Source organism: Pseudomonas sp. GW821-FHT07F01, assembly GCF_059418825.1.
Genome location: NZ_JBWKQO010000009.1, coordinates 274153 through 296253, shown reverse-complemented (window position 1 = coordinate 296253; position 22101 = coordinate 274153). Strand labels below are relative to the sequence as shown.

The window sequence follows — 22101 nt, the reverse complement described above, 5'->3', positions numbered from 1 at the left end:
GCTCCGGGCTCAGTCCAGACTCACTATGGAGGCACTGTGAAAGCATTGCAAGGCGTTGAAGGTCATGTGGAGTGGGTGGAAGAGCCAAGTCCGGCCTGTGATGTGGGGCAAGTTCGCATTCGGGTGGCGGCTGCTGGCCTCAATCGGGCCGACCTGTTGCAGCGTGCGGGGCTCTATCCCCCGCCTCCCGGAGCCAGCAAGGCCCTTGGCCTGGAATGCTCCGGGGTAGTCAGTGAAGTGGGCCCGGGTTCGTCCTGGCAAGTGGGTGATCGGGTCTGTGCCCTGCTGGCGGGCGGAGGCATGGCTGAAGAGGTGGTGGTAGATGCCCGCCATGTACTGCCAGTACCCGAAGGGTTGTCCCTGGCCGAGGCCGCGGCGCTGCCCGAGGTCTACAGCACAGCCTGGCTGAATCTGTTCCAGCTGGCAGCGCTCAAGCCGGGCGAGAAGGTCCTGCTGCACGCTGGCGCCAGTGGCGTCGGCTCGGCGGCTATCCAGCTGTGCAAGGCGTTCGGCAACCCGTGCTGGGTGAGCGTTGGTTCAGCCGATCGCCTGGCCTACTGCGAGAGCCTCGGTGCCCAGGGCGGTGTGGTGCGTACCGATGGCATTGAGGCGCTGCGGGACTTTGGGCCTTTTGATGTGATTCTCGACCCGGTGGGCGCCAATTATGTGGCCAACAACCTCAAGCTGCTGGCCCTGGATGGACGTTGGGTACTGATCGGCTTGATGGGCGGGCGCGAAGCGCAGCTGGACCTGGCCCAGGTGCTGGCCAAGCGCATCCAGTTTCTGGGATCGACCCTGCGCAGCCGCAATGACCAGTTCAAGGCCGACCTGTTGAGCGACCTTGGGCAGAATGTCTGGCCGTTGTTCAGCGAAGGGCGTCTGAGCCCGCAATTGGCCAGGACCTTTGCGATCCAGGATGCAGAAGCCGCTTTTGCGGAGCTGGCGACCAATCAGGTCTCGGGCAAGCTGGTGCTGGTGATCGACCCCAGCCTGACCTGAGCCCTGCAGGAGCCGGCTTGCCGGCGAAGGGAGCGTCAGGCCTGGCGGTCTGTTCGCTGGCAAGCCAGCTCCTACACAAACCAGCTCTGGGGATCTCTGGGGCGGGTCACTTCCAGTGGTGGATCGGCCAGCCGGCCTTCTGCGCATGTTCACGCAGCACCGGATCCGGGTTCACCACCTGCGGGTGGTCCACGCGCAGCAGCAACGGCAGGTCATTGCGCGAGTCGGAGTAGAAGGTCGCGCCTTCCAGGTTTTCTTCCTCGGCATCCAGCCATTGCAGCAGGCGGGTGATCTTGCCCTCGCGGTAGGTCAGGGTGCCAACGGTGCGGCCGCTGTAGACCCCATGCTGCACCTCCAGCTCGATTCCCAGGACTTCGTCGATACCTAGGCGCGCGGCAATCGGCTTCACCAGGTGAGTGCCCGAGGCCGAGATCACCAGGATCCGGTCGCCGGCCTGGCGGTGGGCGGCAATGGCCTTGCAGGCGTCGCTGAAGATGATCGGCTCGATCACCTCTTCGACCCAGGGTTCGACCAGGTGCGCGACCTCCTCCGGGGTGCGTCCGCTCATGGGTTCCAGGCTGAAGTCCATGAACTCCTCCATGGCCAGCTTGCCATGGCTGTAGGCGTCCATCAGCTCATGGTTGCGGCGCATGAACGACTCGCTGTCGACCCAGCCCAGGCGGCCCATCTGTTCGCTCCAGAGGGTGGCGCAGTCGCCGTGAATCAGGGTTTCGTCCAGATCAAAAATTGCCAAGGCCATCAGTGCCGCTCTCTCTTCAGGATCAATTGCGTGAATGCCATCAGGCTACCTCACACAGGGCTGTCGGATCGATGCTCAATGCCAGACGCTGGCCGTCGGCGTGCAGATCATCGGCCGAGCGGTTGAGTACATCCACCACCAGCTCCACGCCTCGGGCCTCGACCCGATAGCGGATCACGTTGCCCAGCAGGCTGTGGCTGCGTACCAGCGCATCCAGTGGGCCTTCCTTGCGCAGTTCGATGGCTTCCGGGCGGATGGCGATGCGGCCGCTGACCGGCCGCTGCAGCAGCTTGCTGGCGCTGTCGGCATCCAGCAGGTTGTAGTTGCCGATAAAGCCCGCGGCGAAGGCGTCCACCGGGGCGGTGTAGAGGGTTTCGGCATCGCCGCTCTGGACGATCCTGCCCTGGTTCATCAGGAAGATCCGGTCGGACATGGTCAGGGCTTCTTCCTGGTCGTGGGTGACGAAGATCGTCGTCAGGCCCAGTTCCCGCTGGATGTTGCGGATCTGTTCGCGCAAGTGCTTGCGGATCCGTGCATCCAGGGCCGACAGCGGTTCGTCCAGCAACAGCAGGCGCGGGCGGGTCACCAGGGAGCGGGCCAGGGCCACGCGCTGGCACTGGCCACCGGACAGCTGGTGCGGGTAGCGGCTGGCGAAGTCGTTGAGCTCCACCAGTTGCAAGGCTTCCTGGACCCGCTTGCGGCTGTCTTCGGCGCCGACCTTCTGCATGCGCAGGCCAAAGGCCACGTTCTGTTCCACGGTCATGTTGGGAAACAGCGCGTAGCTCTGGAACACCATGCCGATCCCGCGTTTCTGCGGGCTCAGGGGCACGATGTCCTGGCTGTCGAGGAGGATCTTGCCGCCGTCCACCGGGGTCAGGCCGGCGATGCAGCGCAGCAGGGTCGACTTGCCGCAGCCGGAAGGGCCGAGCAGGGTGACGAACTCGCCCTTGCGGATTTCGCAATTGATGTCGCTGAATACCGTGGTGCCCGCATAGTTCTTTTGCAGGTGTTGGACGCTGACGAAGCTCATTGGCTTTTGTCCTTGTTCAAGATGTTGGCGGCCCAGGTCAGAAGCAGCACGAAGAAGAAGTAGGAAATCACCAGGGCGCTGGTGAAGTGGCCGCTGCTGTTGCGCATGTTGTTCAGGTAGACCTGCAGGGTTTCATAGCGGGTGCCCACCAGGATGTTGGCGAACACGAACTCGCCGAACAGGAACGAGAAGGACAGCAGCAGCGCCACCATCAGGCCCTTGCGCAGGTTCGGCAGGACCACCAGGAAGGCCGCCTGCCAGGTACTGGCGCCCAGCAGTTGGGCCGCGTCCATCAGGTCCCGCAGGTTGATCGCCTGCAAGTTGTTGGTGATGGCCCGGTACATGAACGGCAATGCCACGGTGAAATAGCAGCCGATGAGGATCCAGGGCGTGCCGACCATGGCGAAGGGCCCCGAACCATAGAGTTGCAGCAGGCCCACCGAGGAGACCACCGGCGGCACCGCGAAGGGCAGCAGGATCAGGATGTTCATCAGCGCATCGAGCTTGGGGAAGTGGTAGTGCACCACGAACAGCAGCGGCAGGATCAGCACCACTGAAAGCACCAGCGCACCCACGCAGACCAGCAATGACTGGCCGAAGGCATTGAGAAAACGTGGGTCGCTCCACAGCTGCAGGTACCACTTGAAGGTGAAGCCGCTGGGCAGGATGGTCGCCGACCAACTGCTGGCAATCGAGTAGACGAAGGTCCCCAGCAGCGGCAGCAGAAGGATGGCAAACAGCAGGTAGACCATCACTCGGTGGTAGAGCGCGGCGGAGCCGGGTTCAGCGCGAGACATGGTAGCTCCTCTTCAACAGCAGTTGATGGACGATGGTCACCAGGGTCATCAGCGCCACCAGCACCACGGCCAGGGCGCTGGCCATGTTCGGATCCAGGGAGATGTCCCCGGAGACCATGGCGGCGATGCGGATCGGCAGGACGTTGAAGTTGCCGGTGGTCAGCGCGTAGACCGTGGCGTAGGCGCCCAGGGCGTTGGCCAGCAGGATGACGAAGGTGCCCAGCAGCGCCGGGGTCAGCACCGGCAGGCCTATATGCCGCCAGAACTGCCAGCCGTTGGCCCCCAGCAAGGCGGCGGATTCACGCCAGTCCTCGCGCAGGGCGTCGAAGGCCGGGTAGAGCAGCAGCACGCCAAGGGGGATCTGGAAGTAGGTGTAGAGAATGATCAACCCGGTCTTGGAGTACAGGTTGAAGTCCTGAATGATCCCCGACTGCTTGAGCATGATGGTGATGGTGCCGTTGAAGCCCAGCAGGATGATGAAGGCGAAAGCCAGGGGCACCCCGGCGAAGTTGCTGGTCATGTTGGCGAAGGCATTGACGAAGTTGCGCAGGCGCGAATCCACCCGGCGCAGCGAGTAGCTGCCCAGCACCGCGATGATGATGCCGAACACGCTGGACCAGAAACTGATCTCCAGGCTGTACTGGATGGCCTGCAGGTAGAACTTCGAGCTGAAGATCCTGGTGAAGTTGGCCAGGCCCCAGCCGAACTCTTCCGATTGCAGGCTGTTGATCAGCACCCACACCAGGGGGGCAATCTGGAACACGATGAAGAACAGGGCGAAGGGCACCAGGCACAGGGCCGCCAGCCATTTGCCACGGGTGACTGAATTCACTTCAACAGCTCCCGGCAGAAAGGTTTGTCATGGGGCGCGCCCAGCAATTGGCAGACGGTGCCGCACAGTTCGGTCTGTTTCGGCGCGGCAGCGGGGTCGAGGCTGAATGCGTCGCCGAGAACGAACAGCGGGACCTCTCGCTCCTCCGCCAGCAGGCCATTGTGCGAGCGGTCGTTGTTCATGCCGTGGTCGGCCGTCACCAGCACCTGGTAGCCGGCGTCGAGCCAGCCTTGCAGGTAGTCGGCGAGAATGATGTCCGCCGAGCGCGCGCTGTTGCGGTACTGCGAACTGTCCAGGCCATGCTTGTGTCCGGCGTCGTCGATGTTCATCGGATGCACCAGCAGCAGGTTGGGCTGATGGCGCAGGCGCAGGTCCTCGGCGTCGGCGAACAGATGGGAATCGGGGTAATGATCGCTCCAGTAGAAGTGGCCGTACTGGATCGGCAGTTCAGGGTTTGCGGTGTGCCGGTCTTGCGGGGCGTTGAAGGGCGAACGGTTGTACAGCTCACTGACCCAGTGATAGGCCGCGGCGGCAGTGCTCAGGCCGGCCTCGCGGGCGTAGTGGAACAGACTGCGCTGGTTGGACAGGCGCGAAACCTGGTTGTGCACGATACCGCTGTCGATCGGCCGCACGCCGGTGAGTATGCATTCGTACAGCGGGCGGGAGAGGGCAGGTAGTTCGCATTGCAGTTTGTACAGGGCGGCGCGGCCAGCACCGACGTAGGCTTGCAGGTGCCCCATGGCGTGTCGGGCAACTTCGTGGTTGAGGCCGTCGAGCACCACAAGGATGACGTTGTGCTTCATGAGGTGGAGGACTCCGGGATCGGGTGTGCAGGCGCCAGCTTGTCGGCGAGTGGCCTGTGTGCGCTTGTCTGTGCAGCGCCTTTGAGCCATTCGCCGGCAAGCCGGCTCCTACAGGGATGCAGCCTTACTGCATGTTGATGATCACTTCTTCCTGCCACTTCTGCGGCAGGCCCTTGGAGGTTTTCTCCCAGGCATCGGCGTCCTTGATCGGTGTTACGTGCTTGTACTGCTCGTTGGGCAGCAGGTTGGCCTGTACGTCCGCCGGCAGGGTCAGGTGCTCGGCACGGATCGGCCGCGCATTGCCGCGGGCCAGGTTGGTCTGGCCGGCGTCGCTGAAGATGTACTCGCGGGTCAGCTTGGCGGCGTTGGGATGCTTGGCGTACTTGTTGATGATGGTGGTGTAGCCGGAGATCACCGAGCCGTCCGACGGGATCAGCACGATGTAGTCGTCCTTGTTGACCATCTTGTTGCGGTAGCTCAGGCCGTTGAAGTCCCAGACCACGCCCACTTCCACTTCACCCTTTTCCATGGTGGCGATGGTCGGGTTGGCCAGGGACAGGCGCCCCTGCTTGGCGATCTCGGCGAACATCAGCAGCGCCGGCTGGATGTTCTTCTCGTCACCACCCTTGGCAATGGCGGCGGCCAGTACGCCGTTGGCGGCCTGGGCGGCGGTGCTCACGTCACCGATGGAAACCTTGTACTTGCCCTTTTCCAGGTCGGCCCAGCTCTTCGGCGCTTCGGAGCCGTGCAGCAGCTTCTTGTTGATGATGAAGGCGATGGTGCCGGTGTAGGCCAGCGCCCAGTTGCCGTCCTTGTCCTTGGCCCAGTCCGGGACCTGGGCCCAGGTGCTCGGCTTGTAAGGCTGGGCCACGCCCTGCTTGACCGCGATCGGGCCGAAGGCCGCGCCAACGTCGCCGATATCGGCGCTGGCATTGTCTTTCTCGGCGGCGAACTTGGCGATCTCCTGGGCCGAGCTCATGTCGGTGTCGATGTGCTTGAGGCCGTAGGTCTTGGCCAGGTCTTCCCAGGTGCCTTTCCAGTTGGCCCAGTCATCGGGCATGCCGACGCTGTTGACCGCGCCTTCTGCTTTCGCAGCGGCTTCCAGGGTTTTCAAATCGTTATCAGCAGCCATGGCGGCGGTGCACAGGGCAATGGTCGAGCCTAACAGTGATGCCAGGAAAAGCTGTTTCATCCGAAGCTCCTTTGGGCGTGTTCAACGCTGCGTTTTATCGACAGTCTTGCGGTGGGTTGGTCTAGGTCAGCAATACCTGAGCCAATTTAGGCGGGTTGGATGACACTTTGATGTCGGTACCAACGATCGACGCATGGATTGAGGCGCAGGTCCGAGGCTGCGAAATAAGCGTAGACCATGGCCAAACGCCCGTAGAACAAGGATCTGGCGGGTAATTTGCAAGTTGGTGACAGGCCCGCTGAGCGCCTTTGTCATCTGTCAGTCATATGCATTGCCTAGGCTTTGGGCACGGATGCAGAGCACTGCCCCGGCCATTGCGCTGCCCTGAAACAGTGCTGGTCTAGTCCAGATAGGTAACGTTGATGCGTATTGATGCAACCAAAGCGGTGACAGCCATCGGCCAGGTCCTGCAGGAGCAGATCGCCCACGGGCTGTTGGCGCCCGGTAGCAAGCTGCCGGCCGAACGCAAGCTCAGCGAGCTATTTGCCACCACCCGCATCACTGTGCGTGAGGCCCTGCTGCAACTGGAGGCCCAGGGCCAGATCTACCGTGAAGAGCGTCGTGGCTGGTTTGTTTCGCCGCCGCGCCTGGCCTACAACCTGATGCAGCGCAGCCACTTCCACGCCATGGTCAGCGCCCAGGGGCGGGTGCCCTCCACCGAGGTGATTTCCGCGCGCCTGCAACCGGCATCGGCGGCGGTCTGCGCCTGGCTGCAATTGCCGGCACTGTCCAGCGTGATCCAGATCTGCCGCGCACGACGTATCGATGAGCGGCTGGTGCTGTATGTCGAGCACTACCTGAACCCCAAGTATTTTCCGAAGATTCTCGATCTGGACCTGAACCAGTCGATCACTGAACTCTATGCCCGGCATTACGACCTGCACTACGGACGGGTGCGCTTTGAAATCGTGCCCACCTCACTGCAGCCGGAAGCGGCGGCGGCCTTGAAGGTTTCGGTGGGCAGCCCGGGGCTGCGGATTGCCCGGGTGAACTATGACCAGCACGAGCGGCTGATCGATTGCGACCTGGAGTTCTGGCGCCATGACGCGATTCATGTCGGTGTTGACGTTCTTTAGGCACCAGTGTCGTTAGCCGGCAAGCCGGCTCCTACAGGATCATTCCTTTTCCGCGCCGCCGCCTGCGGTGATCACCTGGATGCTCATGCGCGGCGTAGCCAGGTCCAGCCCGGCTTCGTCGAGGTGACGCTTGAGGGACAGGTTGAACGCCCGGGATACTTCCCACTGCTTGATCGGTGCGGTCTTGAAACGGGCCCGGAGGATGGCGCTGCCGGACTCGAAACTCTCCACCCCCTGGATTTCCAGCGGCGACCAGATATTGCGGCGCTGCAGGGGGTCGGTGCGCATCTTCTGGCCGACATCGCGCATCAGCTTGATTGCGTCGTCGATTTCCATGTTGTACGGGATCGCCACGCGGAAGATCGCGTAGCCGAACTCCCGGGAGTAGTTTTTGATGCTCTTGATTTCGCTGAACGGGATGGTGTGCACGATGCCGTCGATGTCCCGCAGGCGCACGGTACGGATAGTCAGGCCCTCGACGGTGCCCAGGTGGCCGCCGACATCGACGTAGTCGTCGATGGCCAGGGAGTCCTCGATGATGATGAACAGGCCGGTGATCAAGTCCGCCACCAGGGACTGGGCGCCGAAACCGATGGCCAGGCCGATGACACCGGCACCGGCCAGCAGCGGCGTGACGTTCATGCCCATGTTCGCCAGGGCAACGATGGTGGCAATGATGAAGATCGCCACGAACAGCACGTTGCGGATCAGCGGCATCATGGTTTGCGCGCGCGCGTTGGCCAGGCCCTTGCGCGAGCGGGTCAGGGCATGATGCACCGCGGTGTCGCTGAGAATCCAGATCAGCCAGGCAAAGATCAGGGTGCCGCCGAGGCTGAACAGCTTGACGCTGACTTCATGGCCATCGCCTTCGGTGAAGCGGATCAGCGACATGCCCCAGACCCGCAGGCCGAGCTCGATGAATGCCAGCCAGACCGCCAGGTGAGCCAGGGTGTAGAAGAAGCTTTTCAGCCGCTCGGAGTACAGCGCATGGCGTTTGTGCCCGCGCTGGGGCTTGAGGGCATGGCGGCGTACCAGGCCGTTGATCACCATGCACAGCACCAGCAGTACCGTGCACAGCAACGACTGGCGCAGGGCGGTGCTGGTGTCGCCGGCGGAAACGAAGGTGGCGAACAGCGAGATACCTACCAGCACCAGGGCCGGCAGGTACCAGAAGGTGCCGATGATCTCGATGGTGTCGCTCAGGGCCCGGCGGGTCAGGCGCCGTGACAGTGGCTGATTGCGGATCAGGTGGGCGATGGGGCGGCGGAAACGCAGGATGAACACGCCGGTGGACAGCGCCGCCATGACATTGGCGAAGGTCGCCGCGGTATGGGCCAGGTGCTGGCCCAGGCTGGCCACCATGCGTGGGTCGCTCAGGGCCTCGCCAAAGGCGGCGAAGCTGCCGATCCACCACAGCGGGCGGAAGGCCTGGCGCCGCAGGATGTACAGGGCGCGATGGCGGTGCGGGCCATCGAGTACGGAGAACGCCACCACGCAGATCGCCGAGAAACAGGTGCCGACCACCAGGGCGTAGGCCAGGACCATGGCCAGGTCCTTGCCCAGGGAAGAGGGCAGGGAGTAGGTCATGTAGACCGTGATCAACAGGGCGATCAGCCAGGGGCCGAGCTTGCGCAGGGCAAAGCGCAGCAGGTCCCAGGTCTTGGGGTGCTGGGGCAGGTCTTCGGTCAGGCCGAAGCGCAGGCGCACCCGGTGGCTGAGCCAGATCAGCGCTGCTGCCAGCAGGCTCCAGACCATGAGGATCAGGGCAAAGGCAAAGATGATCGGCAGCCACTGGCTGGCTGGCAGCATCAGTGCCGAGAGTTCTTCCTTGGCCAGGTCGAACTCGTCGGACCAGCGGGTAACCGGGCTGTCGGCCCCGGAGAATTGCTTTTCCAGGTTCGACAGGGTGCCGCCGATCAGGCCCAGTACGCCTTCTTCTGGCGTGGGCTGGGCTTTTTTCGTGGCATCCCGCAGTTTCTTCAGGTCCGCCAGCAGCTTGGTCCGTTGCTGGTCGTTCTCCAGGGACTTGATCACCTCGTCCAGGGATTGCCCCAGGGGTTCCTCAGCCTGGGGCTGCGCCTTGGTCTGGTTGCCCAGCAAGCCAGGCAAGCCCACCGCCTGGGCGCTCCCCAGGGGCAGCAGGGTCAGCAGGCAGACGAGCACATAGCAGGGCAGGGCAAAAAGACGAGCGAACACTGGGCGGTCAACCTCGGGGAAAATGGATCGACCGAGTGTACGAGGCCGCCAAATTCAATGCGAGGGTGAGTGCTGCATTTATTCCGCGAGCTTGGCCAGGATCTTGTAGACCACGGTGCCGAGAATCAGCAGCATGCCGATCCACATGCTGAACACACCGAGGTTCTTGTCCCGGAAGTTGAAGCCGATGGCCAGCAGGATCATGCCCGTGAGAATGGGGATGAGCATGGAGTGGAACGAAGACATCGAGATCATGGCGACAGCCTTGTCAGGAGGAGTAACTGTAAGTCTAGGTCGCTTTGTCGCGGCCCGGGTTGATGTGCATCAGAAACAGGCGGGCGTGTGTCCACGCGCCCGCCCTCTGCCTCATGGCAGTTCGTGGCTAGCGTAGAAGGCGCTCAGCACTTTCACCAGATGAGCCAGGTCATGGCTGCCACAGAGCTCGCGGATCGAGTGCATGGCGAAGGTCGGCAGGCCGATGTCCACAGTGCGTACCCCCAGATGGCTGGCGGTGATCGGGCCGATGGTCGAGCCGCAACCCATGTCGCTGCGCACCACGAAGCTCTGTACCGGCACTTCTTCGGCCATGCACAGGTGGCGGAAGAAGCCGGCGGTTTCGCTGTTGGTGGCGTAGCGCTGGTTGCTGTTGACCTTGATCACCGGGCCGGCATTGAGCTTCGGCCCGTGGTTGGCGTCGTGCTTGTCGGCATAGTTGGGGTGCACGCCGTGGGCGTTGTCTGCGGAGATCAGCAGCGACTTCTGAATGGTACGGACGAATTCGTCACCTTCGGGCAATAGGCGGCGCAGGGTCTGTTCGAGCATCGGGCCGTCGGCGCCGCAGGCCGAGCAGGAGCCGACTTCTTCGTGGTCGTTGCACACCAGCACGCAGGTTTCATCGCTGTCGGCGGTGAGCAGGGCCTGCAGCCCGGCGTAGCAGGACAGCAGGTTGTCCAGGCGTGCGCCGGCGATGAAGTCACCGTGCAGGCCTATCACCGCAGCGCTCTGGGTGTCGTAGAAGCTCAGTTCGTAGTCCAGCACCACGTCGGCGTTCAAACCATGCTCGCGGGCCAGTTGGTCGGTCAGCACCGCGCGGAAATCCACCCGCTCGTCACCGGCGAACTGGGCCAGGATCGGTGGTAGTTCGTTCTGCGCGTTGATTGCCCAGCCCTGGTTGGCTTCACGGTTGAGGTGAATGGCCAGGTTGGGAATGATCGCGATCGGTGCCTTGAAGTCGATCAGCTGGCTTTCCACCTTGCCGTCGCGGCGGAAGGTCACGCGGCCGGCCAGGGACAGGTCGCGGTCGAACCACGGAGCCAGCAATGCGCCGCCATAGACTTCGACGCCCAGTTGCCAGAAGCCCTGGCGTTGCAGTTCCGGCTGGGGCTTGACCCGCAGGCAGGGGCTGTCGGTGTGGGCGCCTACCAGGCGGATGCCGCCTTGCAGTGGCGAATGCCGGCCCAGTTTGAAGGCGACGATGGAGGAGTCGTTACGGGTGACGTAGTAGCGGCCGTTGGCTTCGGTGGTCCATGGCTCGCGCTCGTCGAGGCGCTGGTAACCCGCCGCTTCCAGGCGTTGAACGAGGCTGGCAGTGGCATGGAAAGGGGTAGGGGAGGCCTTGAGAAAGTCGATCAGGCCTTGGTTCAACTCTTCGCGCATAAGTAGCTCCAGACAGCAGTGGCGCGAGTTTAACGTATTGGCTCGAGGCAATGGGCAAGTGCGTGTGACGCAATTCGCCCATTTCCCCTGAAGCCAAATCAATTGGCGGATGGCGCCAATTGCCTGTGCAGATAGTTAAGGATGAGACGTTCGTCTTCGTGCCTTCGGGGTTTGGGTAATAGTTCAGGCCATAAGCCGCTGTTCAAGTTCAACAGTTGGTTCCGCTGTTGCTCGTCCATACGGTTGATCTCTCGGCAGGCACACTCCCACCATTCGTGCCGAGATGCTGAATAGTAAGGGTTATCGGGCACCTCGCTACCGTAGAGGAGATCGCGGCCAATCTTTTTTAGTCCCCCCTTGAGTTTGCGTAAGCGCCATTTAATGCGAAGTCGCTGCCAAGGCCGGGGCAGAGGCTTGCTGCGTGGCATCTCCTGACATTTCTCGATTAGTTCAGGATGGTAGTCTTCGCCGTATTTGTTGAAGAAGTGAGCCTGCATTGCATGGAAAAAGCGCTTTTCTGCAAAGTAGTGATAGACGTAGTCACGCGTCTCTTGCACGGAGTCGTTACGCATGGCGAACGATAGGGCGATTTGTTCGATGGTGTGAATATCGAAGGAGCCTTGTGTCCATTCGTCGATATAGCCGATAGAAGTTTCCAGCAGGAGGCCGTCACTGTCAGTCAAACCGCACAAGCCGCTGTTGTAGAGCTTGAAATTGCTGTCTGGTCTGATGCCGTGGTGTTGAAGGCGCTCTCCGAGCTTGAGGTAGTTCTCGCGGGCACTGACTTCTTGCCAGTGATACTCGAATCTATCCATCAAATAGTGTTGAGGGTGAATTTTCTTCAGCAGCAGATGAGGGCTCTTGAGAAACAGGGTGTCGGTGTCCGCGAATAGTGTCTTCCCTGCAAGCTTAAGCCCGGCGGCAATGGCGCAGGCCTTGCGTCGATGGTGATAGCCATTTTGCCCCTGCCATTGCTGTAAGGTCTCATCAGTCAACACAACGGTATCCACTGGCCAGCCGGCATAGTCTTGGGGGCGGTCGGTCATGATCCTGATGCACAATGGCCCCTGATTCTCCAGGCGGTTGAGTGCCGTGAGAATGCTGAATTTGACTTCACGCCGATAGACTTCGTTGTTGCCGTAAACAAGGTAGAGCAATTGTTGTGGCGCTTTCTCGAGAGAATGAGGGGCAAGTACTGCTATGCACGTCATTTGGGGCAAGTGTCCTTACTGGAAGTGTTAGCTGATCAATTTTTTAAAAAGGAGCGGGGCAGTCGAAGCGCAGGCGCTCGCCGGTCTGGGGGTGGGTGAAGCTGAGCATGCTGGCGTGCAGGCACAGGCGTGGCCAGGCCGCCAGCGCCTGGGGATGGGCGTACAGGCCATCGCCCAGCAGCGGGTGTCCGATGGACAGCATGTGTACCCGCAACTGATGGGAGCGGCCGGTGATGGGGGTCAATTCGACCCGGCACCAATCGCCGCAGCGTTCCAGGACGCGCCAGAAGGTCAGGGCATGCTTGCCGAATTCGTGGTCCACCACGTGCCGGGGCTTGGTGGGCGGGTCGTAGCGCAGGGGCAGGTCAATGCTGCCGCTGTCCAGTTCCGGCTGGCCCCAGCAGAGTGCGGTGTAGGCTTTTTCCGTTTCGCGGTCATGAAACTGTCGGGACAGTTCGCGATGAGTGTCTGCGTCCCGAGCCAGCAGAATGATCCCCGAGGTTTCCCAGTCCAGGCGGTGGACGATGCGGGCTTCCGGGTAGCCGTTTTCCTGCAGGCGGGTAATCAGGCAATCCTTGTTGTCGTCGGCGCGGCCGGGGACGGAGAGCAGCAGGGTGGGTTTATTCACCACCAGGACGGCGGCGTCCTGATGCAGGATGTGGATATTCGACAACGGCATTGAAACAGCCTCGTAACAAACGCCAACGGCGGCTCGCCGACCTCGATGCAATGCATGAGGCCCGCGAGCCGCCGTGGCTCCCGTCGGATCAATCAGCGATCAGGCAGGGTGATATTGAGTTCCAGGATCGAGCAGCTGCCCTGGTTTTCCAGAGCGACGTGCACGTCGTCGGACCCGATATTGACGTACTTGCGGATCACTTCCACCAGTTCCTTCTGCAAGGCGGGCAAGTAATCAGGGGTGCTGCGCTGGCCGCGTTCATGCGCCACGATGATCTGTAGACGCTCTTTCGCTACCGACGCGGTGCTGACCTTTTTGCTGGCACGAAAGAAGTCAAAAAGATTCATTATCTACCTCCAAACAGGCGCTCGAAGAATCCCTTCTTCTCGACATCAAGGAACCGGTGCTCCACGGTTTTGCCCAGCAGGCGGTCAACCGCATCGCTGTAGGCCTGGCCAGCATCACTCTGGTCGTCGAGAATCACCGGCACGCCCTGGTTGGAAGCCTTGAGCACTGCCTGGGATTCCGGAATGACGCCGAGCAGGGTCACTGCCAGAATTTCTTTGACGTCTTCAACACCGAGCATTTCGCCATTGCTGACACGCTCCGGGTTGTAGCGGGTCAACAGCAGGTGTTCCTTGATCGCGTCCTCGCCCTTTTCGGCGCGACGGGATTTGCTGGCCAGCAGGCCGAGCATACGGTCGGAGTCACGCACCGAAGACACTTCAGGGTTGGTCACGACAATCGCTTCGTCGGCGAAGTACATGGCCAGGTGCGCGCCTTTCTCGATACCGGCCGGGGAGTCGCAGACCACGAACTCGAAGGTTTCCTTGAGTTCCATCAGGACCTTTTCCACGCCTTCCAGGGTCAGCGCGTCTTTGTCGCGGGTCTGGCTGGCGGCCAGTACGTAGAGGTTTTCCAGGCGCTTGTCTTTGATCAGGGCTTGCTGCAGGTTGGCTTCGCCGTTGACCACGTTGACGAAGTCATACACCACGCGACGCTCGCAGCCCATGATCAGGTCGAGGTTACGCAGGCCGACGTCGAAATCGACGATTACTGTTTTGTGGCCGCGCAGAGCGAGGCCGGTACCGATAGCGGCGCTGGTGGTGGTTTTACCCACACCACCCTTGCCGGATGTAACCACGAGAATCTTGGCCAAGGTGTTTCACCCCTAAGGAAAAAGGACTTTTAGCCCCTGAAAAACATCTCTTGAAAACTACTGCAGTCGGACAGCCTTGGCTGGAGCTCGGTCAGCGGCAGGGTTTATCGTCGATAAACACTGCTGATTGCCAATTTCCTACTTCGTTTGAGCCGTTTTCGCTACGTTTTAGAGATGCTTGGAAAATGCGGCAGTATCCGTTAAAGACGTGTGATGTTCAACACGTCACCCGACAGGCTGACCTGGACTCCGGAGCCCCACAGCGGGTCGCGTCGCAGGTCCTCGGAAACCTTGTACTGGCCTGCGATGGAGATCAGTTCAGCGCTCAATTGCTGACAGAAAATCCGCGCCTTGGTGTCACCCTTGACTCCGGCCAGGGCGCGACCGCGCATGGGGCCGTATACATGGATATTGCCATCGGCGAGAAGTTCCGCACCGGGGCTGACCGAGGACACCACTACCAGATCGCCACCCTGGGCATAGATCTGCTGCCCGCCGCGTACGGGCGAGGTGATGATGCGAGTCGGTTTGATGGTGGGTTCCGGCGGTTTTTCCGGCTTCTTGATTTCACTTTCCGGTGGCTCCAGCGGCCGCTCCCGGGCGCCGGAAGGCGGCAGCACCGGCAGGTCGACGGCAATCGCCGCGGCAATGTCTTCGATGCGGCTGGCGCGGATCGCCAGGGTCCGCAGGCCGTGCTGGCGGCAGACGCGCATCAGCCCGGGCAGATCCACCGAGCCTTCGCCAGCAGGCAGCTTGTCCAGGGCCAGTACCAGCGGGGCGTTGCTGAAGAAGTTCGGCGCCTGGGCGACTTTCGCGGCCAGTTGGCGATCGAGGCCTTCGAGGTCGTTGCGGGCCAGTTCCAGCACGGTGATGGCGAGCATGCTGCCCTTTAACTGGAACACAGGATCTTGGTCTAGCGATTCGGTTTGGCTCATGGTCTGCAGAAGGCGGCTTGTCACTAAAAGTGCCGAGACTTATAACGAGATCGCCCGCGCCCCGCAAGCCAGGTCGAACCGATGTAGAATGCGCGACCTTGTTGTCTGTCCCGGAATCTGTAATGGATCGCCCGCGTTTTCGAGCTGCATTCTTGTCTCCACGTTTCTGGCCGCTGTGGCTGGGGCTTGGTGTGTTATGGCTGATCGTCCAGTTGCCCTATGCCGCATTGCTGCACATCGGTCGCGCCCTCGGGGCGCTGATGTACCGGGTGGCCGGTGAGCGCCGGCGGATTGCCAAGCGCAACCTGGAACTGTGTTTCCCGGAAAAATCCGCCGCGGAACGCAAACGCCTGCTCAAGGAGAACTTCGCCTCCACCGGGATCGCCTTCTTCGAGATGGCCATGAGCTGGTGGTGGTCCAAGCCGCGGCTGGCTCGGCTGGCCCATGTCGAAGGGCTGGACTACCTCAAGCAGGCCCAGCGCGACGGTCATGGGGTGATTCTCATGGCCCTGCACTTCACCACCCTGGAGATCGGCGCGGCGCTGCTGGGCCAGCAACACACCATCGATGGCATGTACCGCGAACACAAGAACCCACTGTTCGACTTCATCCAGCGCCGCGGGCGCGAGCGCCACAACCTCGATTCCCTGGCGGTAGAGCGCGACGACGTGCGCGGCATGCTCAAGCTGCTGCGGTCCGGGCGGGCGATCTGGTATGCGCCGGACCAGGACTATGGCGCCAAGCAGAGCGTTTTCGTGCCGCTGTTCGGTATCCAGGCCGCGACGGTCACCGCTACCAGCAAGTTCGCCCGCCTGGGCAAGGCGCTGGTGGTGCCTTTCACCCAGGAACGCCTGGCCGATGGCAGTGGGTACCGTCTGGTGATCCATGCTCCCCTGACGGATTTTCCCGGCGCCACCGAAGAGGAGGATTGCCTGCGAATCAATCAGTGGGTGGAAACTGCCTTGCGCGCCTGCCCCGAGCAGTACCTCTGGGCTCACCGTCGCTTCAAGAGCCGGCCGCCAGGCGAGCCCAAGCTCTATAAGAAGCGCGGTTGACCCTCTGGCCTTGATGAGCGGCCCTGGTACGCCATGGATGGAGTGAAGCAATGAGTGCTGGACCGGTAACAGGTTTGATTCTTTCCGGCGGTGGTGCCCGGGCCGCTTATCAAGTCGGCGTGCTGGCGGCGATTGCCGAGTTGCTGGGCCCGGGGGCGCGCAACCCGTTCCCGGTGATCGTCGGCACTTCAGCGGGGGCCATCAATGCCGTCAGCCTGGCCAGTGGCGCCGCGGACTTTTCTGCGGCGATCCAGCGCCTCACGGCGTTCTGGCGCAACTTTCGCAGTGATCAGGTAATGCGCAGCGACTGGCCCGGGGTCATTCGCCAGGCCAGCCGCTTTGTCGGCCACAGCCTGCTGGGGCTGGGTGCCCAGGTGCCGGTGGCGCTGATCAACAACTCGCCGCTGCGCGAGCTGCTCAACGAACACATGCACCTGTCGGGCATCAACGACGCGATTGCCCAGGGCCAATTGCACGCTGTGGCGGTAACCGCGTTCGGCTACGAATCCGGCCAGGCGGTGACCTTCTATCAAGGGGGCGGGGTGATCGATCCCTGGCTGCGGCATCGACGGATCGGCATTCCCACCCATCTGACGGTGGATCACTTGCTGGCCAGTTCGGCGATCCCCTTGCTGTTCGCGCCGGTGAAGCTCGACCAGGAGTATTTCGGCGATGGGGCGGTGCGCCAGTCGGCGCCCATCAGCCCGGCCCTGCACCTGGGGGCCAGCCGTGTGCTGGTGGTGGGCGTCAGCGGCAACCCACGGGGCAACGATCCGGAGAGCGCCGGGCAGCGGACCTACACCGGTCAGGAGCCGACCCTGGCGCAGATTGGCGGGCACATGCTCAACAGCACCTTCATCGACAGCCTGGAAAGCGATATCGAATTGCTGGAGCGGCTCAATCATTTCAGCCGGTTGCTGCCCGGCAGCGCGGCCGACCGCGCCCTGGGCATTGCTCCAGTGGAAGTACTGGTGATTGCCCCCAGCCAGCCCATCGACGAGATTGCCGCTCGTCATCGGCATGAGCTGCCGGCAGCGTTGCGTGTATTCCTGCGTGGGCCCGGGGCGACCCGCACCAGCGGCGCAGGGGTCTTGAGCTATCTGCTGTTCGAAGCGGCCTACTGCAACGAGCTGATCGAGCTGGGACGCAGTGACGCCCTGGCCAAGCGCGAGGAGCTGGCGCGCTTCCTTGGGCTGGCGCGCGCGCCACGGGCCTGAATCCGCTTGGGAGCATGCACGCGCCTGCGTGCGGAACAATGCGCGCAGCCCTTCCTGCTCTCTATTGCCGGCGCTGCCGAGTGCCGGTGCAGTCTTTTAAGATCAATCTGATTACAAAGGTTCGGGATCGCTTGGATGATGGTGGAGATCAATGTCGATCATCATCGCGGTTCCTCCTGCTTTCTACGGCCATTTGCTGTCAATTGTGGACATTGTCTTGAGGAGCCTGCGACGCAAATGTGGTAGGTAGTCTCATGCAACGATTGGTCCGCTCGACGCTGTCGGGCCTTTTTACGATGTCCCTCGTGGCTGTGTCGATCCAGGTGCGAGCTGCTGAGTACGGCCAGATTGATCTCTCCAATCCGGCTGGCGGTGATTCGATGAACCTGCATCCGGGCGACTCCGTGATCTATGACGGCCCGGGGGCGGCGATCAACATTTCGGCCAAGGGCAATAACCTGAATGCCGAAGGGGTTGATATCCAGGCCGGTTCCCCGGGCGGCAACTTCACGGTCGGGGTCAGCGCCAGCGATGGTGGACAAGTGACTCTGGTGGATAGCCAGGTACTGAGCCACCGCACTTACGCGCTCGAGGCCCGTGGTCCTGGCAGTGAAATCGTCGCCACCGGCACCTCGCTCACTTCCCGGCAATCATTTGGTGCCTACGCGTACGGTGGTGGCCGTATCACGCTTGACGGTGGCAGCATTACCACCCTCGGCATCTATGGCCATGGCGTGGTCGCCTCGGATGCGGGAACGGCCCTGGACGCTCGTAACCTGAGCATCTCTACCAGTAATGCCAACGGATATGGCGCCGAGGTGTCCCAGCGCGCCTCAATGACGCTGGAGGCGGTCACCATCGATACGGCGGGCGAGAACGCTTCGGTTCTGTATGTCAGGGGGGCCGGGTCAAGCCTGGCCTTCATCGACAGCCATGGCACTTCTGCCAGTTACTCCGGCGCCCGACTTTATGGTGGCAAATTCTCGATGCTTGGCGGCAGCCTCACTGCCCACGAGGACGCAGTATTTCTGGGGTACGACTTCGACGGCGTTGGTTCGTCAGCCGATATTCGCGATGCAACGCTGAGCTCCAGCAATGGCTATGGGCTCAACCTCAATGGCGACGCCGCCAGCGCCACGTTGAATAACGTCCGCATCAGCTCCTCTGGAGCTCAAGCAGGCGGAATATGGATGTTCATGCCCGAGACGAAGCTGGTGGCCGATCGCTTCAGCATCGACACCTACGGCGCCCAGTCTGCCCACGGGCTGGATAACCGGGCCGGCCAGGCGACGCTGAGCAACGGCAGCATCACCACTCACGGTGCGAATTCGCTGGGTTTGTACCTGTACAACCAGTTCGACAGCGATGCCTGCATTGAGGCGAGCAATATCAGGATTGAAACCTTCGGCGCCGGATCCTTCGGCGCCCTGGCACAAACTACGGGGGCCGACCTGCGCCTGGCACAGTCTGAGGTCGTCACCCATGGGCAAGCGGCCCATGGTCTGTTCGTGCGGGCGGACGATGCGCGTCTGGCCGCCAGTAGCACCGAGGTCATCACCAATGGCAACGGTGCGTCTGCCCTGGCACTGGGCAATGGTGCGGTGGCAACTTTGGAGAACTCCCGGCTGGCCACTCACGGGGACCTGGCGTCTGGCGTCTGGAGTTATGTCAACAGCGGGACGGCGAGCAATAGCCTTTCGCTGACCGGCAGTCAGATCAGTACCCAGGATGGCGCAGGCTTGCTGGCCAGTGGCGGCGATCATCAGTTCACCCTGATGAACTCGAGCATTGTTGCGCGTGCCGATGGGCAGGAGGCCCAGGGCATCTTTCTGCAGACCCGCCAGGCAATGTTGAACAATGTTCCCGTCGATACCGGCCAGGTCAGTGTCGAGGCCAGCGGCTCGACGCTGGTGGGCGATGTCCTTGCCCAGAACGGCAGTGTGGACCTGAGCCTCAGCGCCGGCTCGGAATTGACGGGGGCTCTGCGGGCCGAGAGCGGGGGGCGGATCAACAGCCTGCTGCTCGATGACAGCAGCCGCTGGAACATACGCAGTGACTCGACACTGGGCACCTTGACCAACAACGGTACGCTGGTGTTCGGCGCAGCCGGTTTCCAGACCCTGACCGTTAACGACTACATCGGTAATGGCACGATGGTATTCAACACCCACCTGGGCGGAGACACGTCCCCCAGCGACCGGCTGGTCATCGATGGTGGAACGGCCAGTGGCCGAACCGCAGTGCGAGTGCTCAACGCTGGCGGTAAGGGGGGGCTGACGCAGGAAGGGATCCCCCTGGTGCAGGCGATCAATGGCGGAACCATCGCAGCCGACGCCTTCTACCTGGACACGGGCTCCAGCGGTTATCGTTGGAGCGTCGGCAGCCTTTCGATCAATGGCTATGAGTACAGCCTGGTGCAAGGTGGCATCTCGGGCAACACGAATGACTGGTACCTGACCTCAGAAGCCAGCCAGGTGGCACCGGAAGGCGGGGCATATATCGGCACCCAGCAGGCCACCAGGACAATGTTCGACCATGGCCTGCAGGACCGTGCAAGCAAGCGCAGCCTGGGGGCCGACCGCCAGGATTCGGGACTCTGGATGCGGGCCCAGGGGCGGCATGACAAGGGCATGCGCATGGCCGAAGGCAAGGTCGATATCGATTCCAGCAGCGATGTGGTGCAGATGGGCGGGGCGGTGCTGCGCCGGCCGGTGGGCGCGCAAGGTGCGCTCTATGCCGGGCTCATGGCGGGCTATGGCGACGCGCGCATCGACTCGACCTCCACATTGATGCGCCGCGACACCAATACTGCTGTTCGCGCGAAGGCCCATGGCAAGGTCTCGGGTTATTCGGCGGGCGTGTATGGCACTTTCTATGCGGATGACGTGAACCGGCTGGGCGCCTATGTCGACACCTGGTTGCAGTATGGTCGCTATACCAACCGGCTGAGCAGTGAACTGGGGTCCGCCGATTATGATTCGAACCTATGGTCGGCCTCCCTGGAGTCCGGGTATGCATTGGCGCCATTTGCCGCTGATTCTCCCTTCCGGGCCTGGGTGGTGGAGCCTCGCGGGCAGCTGATCTATAGCCGTTATACCGCCAGCGCCGCAGACTTGCGGGATACGCGGTTGCGCAATGGCACTGCCGATGCCTGGCGTTCCAGTATTGGCGTGCGGCTCTACCAGCAGCCTGGTCAGGCAGCCGATGAATCGGTGCTGCGACCCTTTGTCGAAACCAACTGGCTGCATAGCGAGGCGGTGCCGTCGGTACGGATGGGGAGTAACAGCTTCGATGCCAGGCCATCGCGGGATGCTCTGGAATTGAAGGTAGGAGCCCAGGTGCGGGTCGCTCGGGATGTGGAGCTATCCAGTCATCTATTCGGCCATTCGGGAAGCGCCAGCGAGCACGGTTACGGCGGGCAGTTGAACCTGAGCTACAGCTGGTAGTGCTTGCAGGTCTTGTGGCAAACCCAGCGAGGACGGCCTCCAGCTCAAGGAGGCCATCCTGGGGGCGGTCCGTTGTTCAACGATGCAGATAATCCCTGATGAACTGTCGGACCACGCTGGCAAAGTCCGGGTCCGCGGTGAAGCCCAGTTGGTTTGCATAAGGTGTGCTGAACGCTCCCGGCCAAGAGCCGACGATGCGTTCGATGGCTGCATCCGGCCGCAATTGAACCTGCCGGGCCACTGCGTCACCGGCCACCTCGCGCAGCGCATCGATCATCTGCTCCACTGTCTGTGACAAACCGGGCATGTTGATCACTCGGCCCTGGTTCAAGCGCTCGGCGGCCAGCTCATGACCGTGAACCAGGTTGGCAATGGCCTGTGCCGGTGACATCAGCCATAGCCGGGTGTTCAAGGGCACCGGGCAGACACTGGCCTGACCGTTGAGGGGCTCACGGATGATGCCGCTGGCAAAGCTTGATGCCGCCAGATTCGGCTTGCCCGGGCGCACGACGATGGTGGGCATGCGCAGGCTGCGGCCATCGACGAAGCCGCGACGGCTATAGTCGGCCAGCAGCAGGTCGTTCATGGCTTTCTGGGTGCCATAGGAACTCTGGGGTGACCAGACTTGATCATCGCCGACGGTGTCCGGCAGTTGCCCACCGAAGACGGCCACCGAGCTGGTCATCACCCACTTCGGGCAAGTACCCAACTGTCGCGCGCGTTCCAGCAGTCCCTGGGTGGCGCTGAAGTTGACGCGCATGCCCAGATCGAAATCGCTTTCTGCCTGGCTGGAGACCACTGCGGCCAGGTGAAAGATGCTCTGGGTGTTGGCGTCGATCAGGTTCGCCAGGACCTGGGGATCGGTGATATCCCCACCCTTGACCTGGACCCGAGGGTCGTCGAGGCCTTGCACGGGTTCACGGTCGAACGCGGTAATCCGCTGAATGGGGCGCAACTGGCCGTGACGGTCGGTGAGTGAGCCGCGCTCGAGCAGGGCCTGGATCAGGCGGCGTCCGAGAAACCCGGCGGCGCCGGTGACAAGAATATTCATGAGTAAC

General features: G+C 62.1%; 20 protein-coding genes. 5 read left to right on the top strand and 15 right to left on the bottom strand.

Annotation, left to right across the window (positions count from 1 at the left end; all coding sequences use genetic code 11):
- Positions 1-36: 36 nt before the first annotated feature.
- A complete protein-coding gene (locus AC07R1_RS29930; protein WP_011062662.1) occupies positions 37-999 on the top strand; it encodes an NAD(P)H-quinone oxidoreductase in 963 nt (320 codons plus the stop codon).
- Positions 1000-1105: 106 nt separating this feature from the next.
- Here AC07R1_RS29930 and AC07R1_RS29925 read toward each other — a convergent pair whose 3' ends face one another.
- The 6 genes from AC07R1_RS29925 to AC07R1_RS29900 form a co-directional block, all read right to left on the bottom strand.
- Positions 1106-1759 (bottom strand): HAD family hydrolase, encoded by a 654-nt coding sequence (locus tag AC07R1_RS29925; RefSeq protein WP_011062661.1) that lies wholly within the window; start codon positions 1757-1759, stop codon positions 1106-1108.
- Between the two features lie 40 nt (positions 1760-1799).
- Entirely contained in the window at positions 1800-2789 is a 990-nt protein-coding gene (locus tag AC07R1_RS29920; RefSeq protein ID WP_258717935.1) for an ABC transporter ATP-binding protein, read from the bottom strand.
- On the bottom strand, positions 2786-3586 hold the full coding sequence (locus AC07R1_RS29915) for an ABC transporter permease (protein WP_011062659.1): 801 nt from the start codon (positions 3584-3586) through the stop codon (positions 2786-2788). The genes AC07R1_RS29920 and AC07R1_RS29915 overlap by 4 nt, the downstream gene beginning before the upstream one ends.
- The gene (locus AC07R1_RS29910) at positions 3573-4418 is read right to left on the bottom strand and encodes an ABC transporter permease (protein WP_011062658.1); all 846 of its coding nucleotides are present in this window, start codon (positions 4416-4418) and stop codon (positions 3573-3575) included. Before AC07R1_RS29910 ends, AC07R1_RS29915 begins: the two co-directional genes overlap by 14 nt.
- A complete protein-coding gene (locus AC07R1_RS29905; RefSeq protein WP_011062657.1) occupies positions 4415-5221 on the bottom strand; it encodes an alkaline phosphatase family protein in 807 nt (268 codons plus the stop codon). Before AC07R1_RS29905 ends, AC07R1_RS29910 begins: the two co-directional genes overlap by 4 nt.
- 124 nt (positions 5222-5345) lie before the next feature.
- Positions 5346-6413 carry an ABC transporter substrate-binding protein gene (locus tag AC07R1_RS29900; protein WP_015636612.1) on the bottom strand — a complete coding sequence of 356 codons (1068 nt, stop codon included), beginning with the start codon at positions 6411-6413 and terminating at the stop codon, positions 5346-5348.
- 362 nt (positions 6414-6775) lie between these two features.
- Between AC07R1_RS29900 and AC07R1_RS29895 the strand changes: the two genes are divergently transcribed.
- Entirely contained in the window at positions 6776-7489 is a 714-nt protein-coding gene (locus AC07R1_RS29895) for a UTRA domain-containing protein (protein WP_011062655.1), read from the top strand.
- A 39-nt stretch (positions 7490-7528) separates the two neighbouring features.
- Here AC07R1_RS29895 and AC07R1_RS29890 read toward each other — a convergent pair whose 3' ends face one another.
- From AC07R1_RS29890 to minC, 8 genes are all read right to left on the bottom strand, one after another.
- Entirely contained in the window at positions 7529-9685 is a 2157-nt protein-coding gene (locus tag AC07R1_RS29890) for a mechanosensitive ion channel family protein (RefSeq protein ID WP_015636611.1), read from the bottom strand.
- A gap of 78 nt (positions 9686-9763) precedes the next feature.
- Positions 9764-9940 carry a hypothetical protein gene (locus tag AC07R1_RS29885; protein ID WP_011062653.1) on the bottom strand — a complete coding sequence of 59 codons (177 nt, stop codon included), beginning with the start codon at positions 9938-9940 and terminating at the stop codon, positions 9764-9766.
- Positions 9941-10051: 111 nt separating this feature from the next.
- Positions 10052-11341 carry a M18 family aminopeptidase gene (locus AC07R1_RS29880; protein WP_041119454.1) on the bottom strand — a complete coding sequence of 430 codons (1290 nt, stop codon included), beginning with the start codon at positions 11339-11341 and terminating at the stop codon, positions 10052-10054.
- Between the two features lie 98 nt (positions 11342-11439).
- The gene (locus tag AC07R1_RS29875) at positions 11440-12552 is read right to left on the bottom strand and encodes a hypothetical protein (protein ID WP_495111219.1); all 1113 of its coding nucleotides are present in this window, start codon (positions 12550-12552) and stop codon (positions 11440-11442) included.
- Between the two features lie 43 nt (positions 12553-12595).
- Complete coding sequence (locus tag AC07R1_RS29870; protein WP_041119453.1) at positions 12596-13231, bottom strand: RluA family pseudouridine synthase; 636 nt, start codon at positions 13229-13231, stop codon at positions 12596-12598.
- 92 nt (positions 13232-13323) lie between these two features.
- Positions 13324-13578: a cell division topological specificity factor MinE gene (gene minE / locus AC07R1_RS29865; RefSeq protein ID WP_007898843.1), complete on the bottom strand. Its 255-nt coding sequence runs from the start codon at positions 13576-13578 to the stop codon at positions 13324-13326.
- Positions 13578-14390: a septum site-determining protein MinD gene (minD, locus tag AC07R1_RS29860; protein ID WP_011062650.1), complete on the bottom strand. Its 813-nt coding sequence runs from the start codon at positions 14388-14390 to the stop codon at positions 13578-13580. The genes minE and minD overlap by 1 nt, the downstream gene beginning before the upstream one ends.
- 200 nt (positions 14391-14590) lie before the next feature.
- Positions 14591-15325, bottom strand: a complete 735-nt coding sequence (minC, locus tag AC07R1_RS29855) for a septum site-determining protein MinC (RefSeq protein ID WP_011062649.1) — start codon at positions 15323-15325, stop codon at positions 14591-14593.
- A 122-nt stretch (positions 15326-15447) separates the two neighbouring features.
- Between minC and AC07R1_RS29850 the strand changes: the two genes are divergently transcribed.
- From AC07R1_RS29850 to AC07R1_RS29840, 3 genes are all read left to right on the top strand, one after another.
- Positions 15448-16380 carry a lipid A biosynthesis lauroyl acyltransferase gene (locus tag AC07R1_RS29850; RefSeq protein ID WP_015636608.1) on the top strand — a complete coding sequence of 311 codons (933 nt, stop codon included), beginning with the start codon at positions 15448-15450 and terminating at the stop codon, positions 16378-16380.
- Positions 16381-16430: 50 nt separating this feature from the next.
- Entirely contained in the window at positions 16431-17597 is a 1167-nt protein-coding gene (locus tag AC07R1_RS29845) for a patatin-like phospholipase family protein (RefSeq protein WP_011062647.1), read from the top strand.
- Between the two features lie 254 nt (positions 17598-17851).
- Complete coding sequence (locus AC07R1_RS29840; RefSeq protein WP_495111218.1) at positions 17852-21043, top strand: autotransporter family protein; 3192 nt, start codon at positions 17852-17854, stop codon at positions 21041-21043.
- 76 nt (positions 21044-21119) lie between these two features.
- Here AC07R1_RS29840 and denD read toward each other — a convergent pair whose 3' ends face one another.
- Positions 21120-22094, bottom strand: coding sequence for an SDR family oxidoreductase (gene denD / locus AC07R1_RS29835; protein WP_495111217.1), 975 nt, complete (start codon positions 22092-22094; stop codon positions 21120-21122).
- Positions 22095-22101 lie beyond the last annotated feature (7 nt).

What these genes read in the sequence shown, in the direction of transcription:
- AC07R1_RS29925 (WP_011062661.1), bottom strand. Translation starts at nt 1,759, where the DNA reads ATGGCCTTGGCAATTTTTGATCTGGACGAAACCCTGATTCACGGCGAC.
- AC07R1_RS29920 (WP_258717935.1), bottom strand. Translation starts at nt 2,789, where the DNA reads ATGAGCTTCGTCAGCGTCCAACACCTGCAAAAGAACTATGCGGGCACC.
- AC07R1_RS29915 (WP_011062659.1), bottom strand. Translation starts at nt 3,586, where the DNA reads ATGTCTCGCGCTGAACCCGGCTCCGCCGCGCTCTACCACCGAGTGATG.
- AC07R1_RS29905 (WP_011062657.1), bottom strand. Translation starts at nt 5,221, where the DNA reads ATGAAGCACAACGTCATCCTTGTGGTGCTCGACGGCCTCAACCACGAA.
- AC07R1_RS29900 (WP_015636612.1), bottom strand. Translation starts at nt 6,413, where the DNA reads ATGAAACAGCTTTTCCTGGCATCACTGTTAGGCTCGACCATTGCCCTG.
- AC07R1_RS29895 (WP_011062655.1), top strand. Translation starts at nt 6,776, where the DNA reads ATGCGTATTGATGCAACCAAAGCGGTGACAGCCATCGGCCAGGTCCTG.
- AC07R1_RS29885 (WP_011062653.1), bottom strand. Translation starts at nt 9,940, where the DNA reads ATGATCTCGATGTCTTCGTTCCACTCCATGCTCATCCCCATTCTCACG.
- AC07R1_RS29880 (WP_041119454.1), bottom strand. Translation starts at nt 11,341, where the DNA reads ATGCGCGAAGAGTTGAACCAAGGCCTGATCGACTTTCTCAAGGCCTCC.
- AC07R1_RS29875 (WP_495111219.1), bottom strand. Translation starts at nt 12,552, where the DNA reads ATGACGTGCATAGCAGTACTTGCCCCTCATTCTCTCGAGAAAGCGCCA.
- AC07R1_RS29870 (WP_041119453.1), bottom strand. Translation starts at nt 13,231, where the DNA reads ATGCCGTTGTCGAATATCCACATCCTGCATCAGGACGCCGCCGTCCTG.
- minE (WP_007898843.1), bottom strand. Translation starts at nt 13,578, where the DNA reads ATGAATCTTTTTGACTTCTTTCGTGCCAGCAAAAAGGTCAGCACCGCG.
- minC (WP_011062649.1), bottom strand. Translation starts at nt 15,325, where the DNA reads ATGAGCCAAACCGAATCGCTAGACCAAGATCCTGTGTTCCAGTTAAAG.
- AC07R1_RS29850 (WP_015636608.1), top strand. Translation starts at nt 15,448, where the DNA reads ATGGATCGCCCGCGTTTTCGAGCTGCATTCTTGTCTCCACGTTTCTGG.
- AC07R1_RS29845 (WP_011062647.1), top strand. Translation starts at nt 16,431, where the DNA reads ATGAGTGCTGGACCGGTAACAGGTTTGATTCTTTCCGGCGGTGGTGCC.
- AC07R1_RS29840 (WP_495111218.1), top strand. Translation starts at nt 17,852, where the DNA reads ATGCAACGATTGGTCCGCTCGACGCTGTCGGGCCTTTTTACGATGTCC.
- denD (WP_495111217.1), bottom strand. Translation starts at nt 22,094, where the DNA reads ATGAATATTCTTGTCACCGGCGCCGCCGGGTTTCTCGGACGCCGCCTG.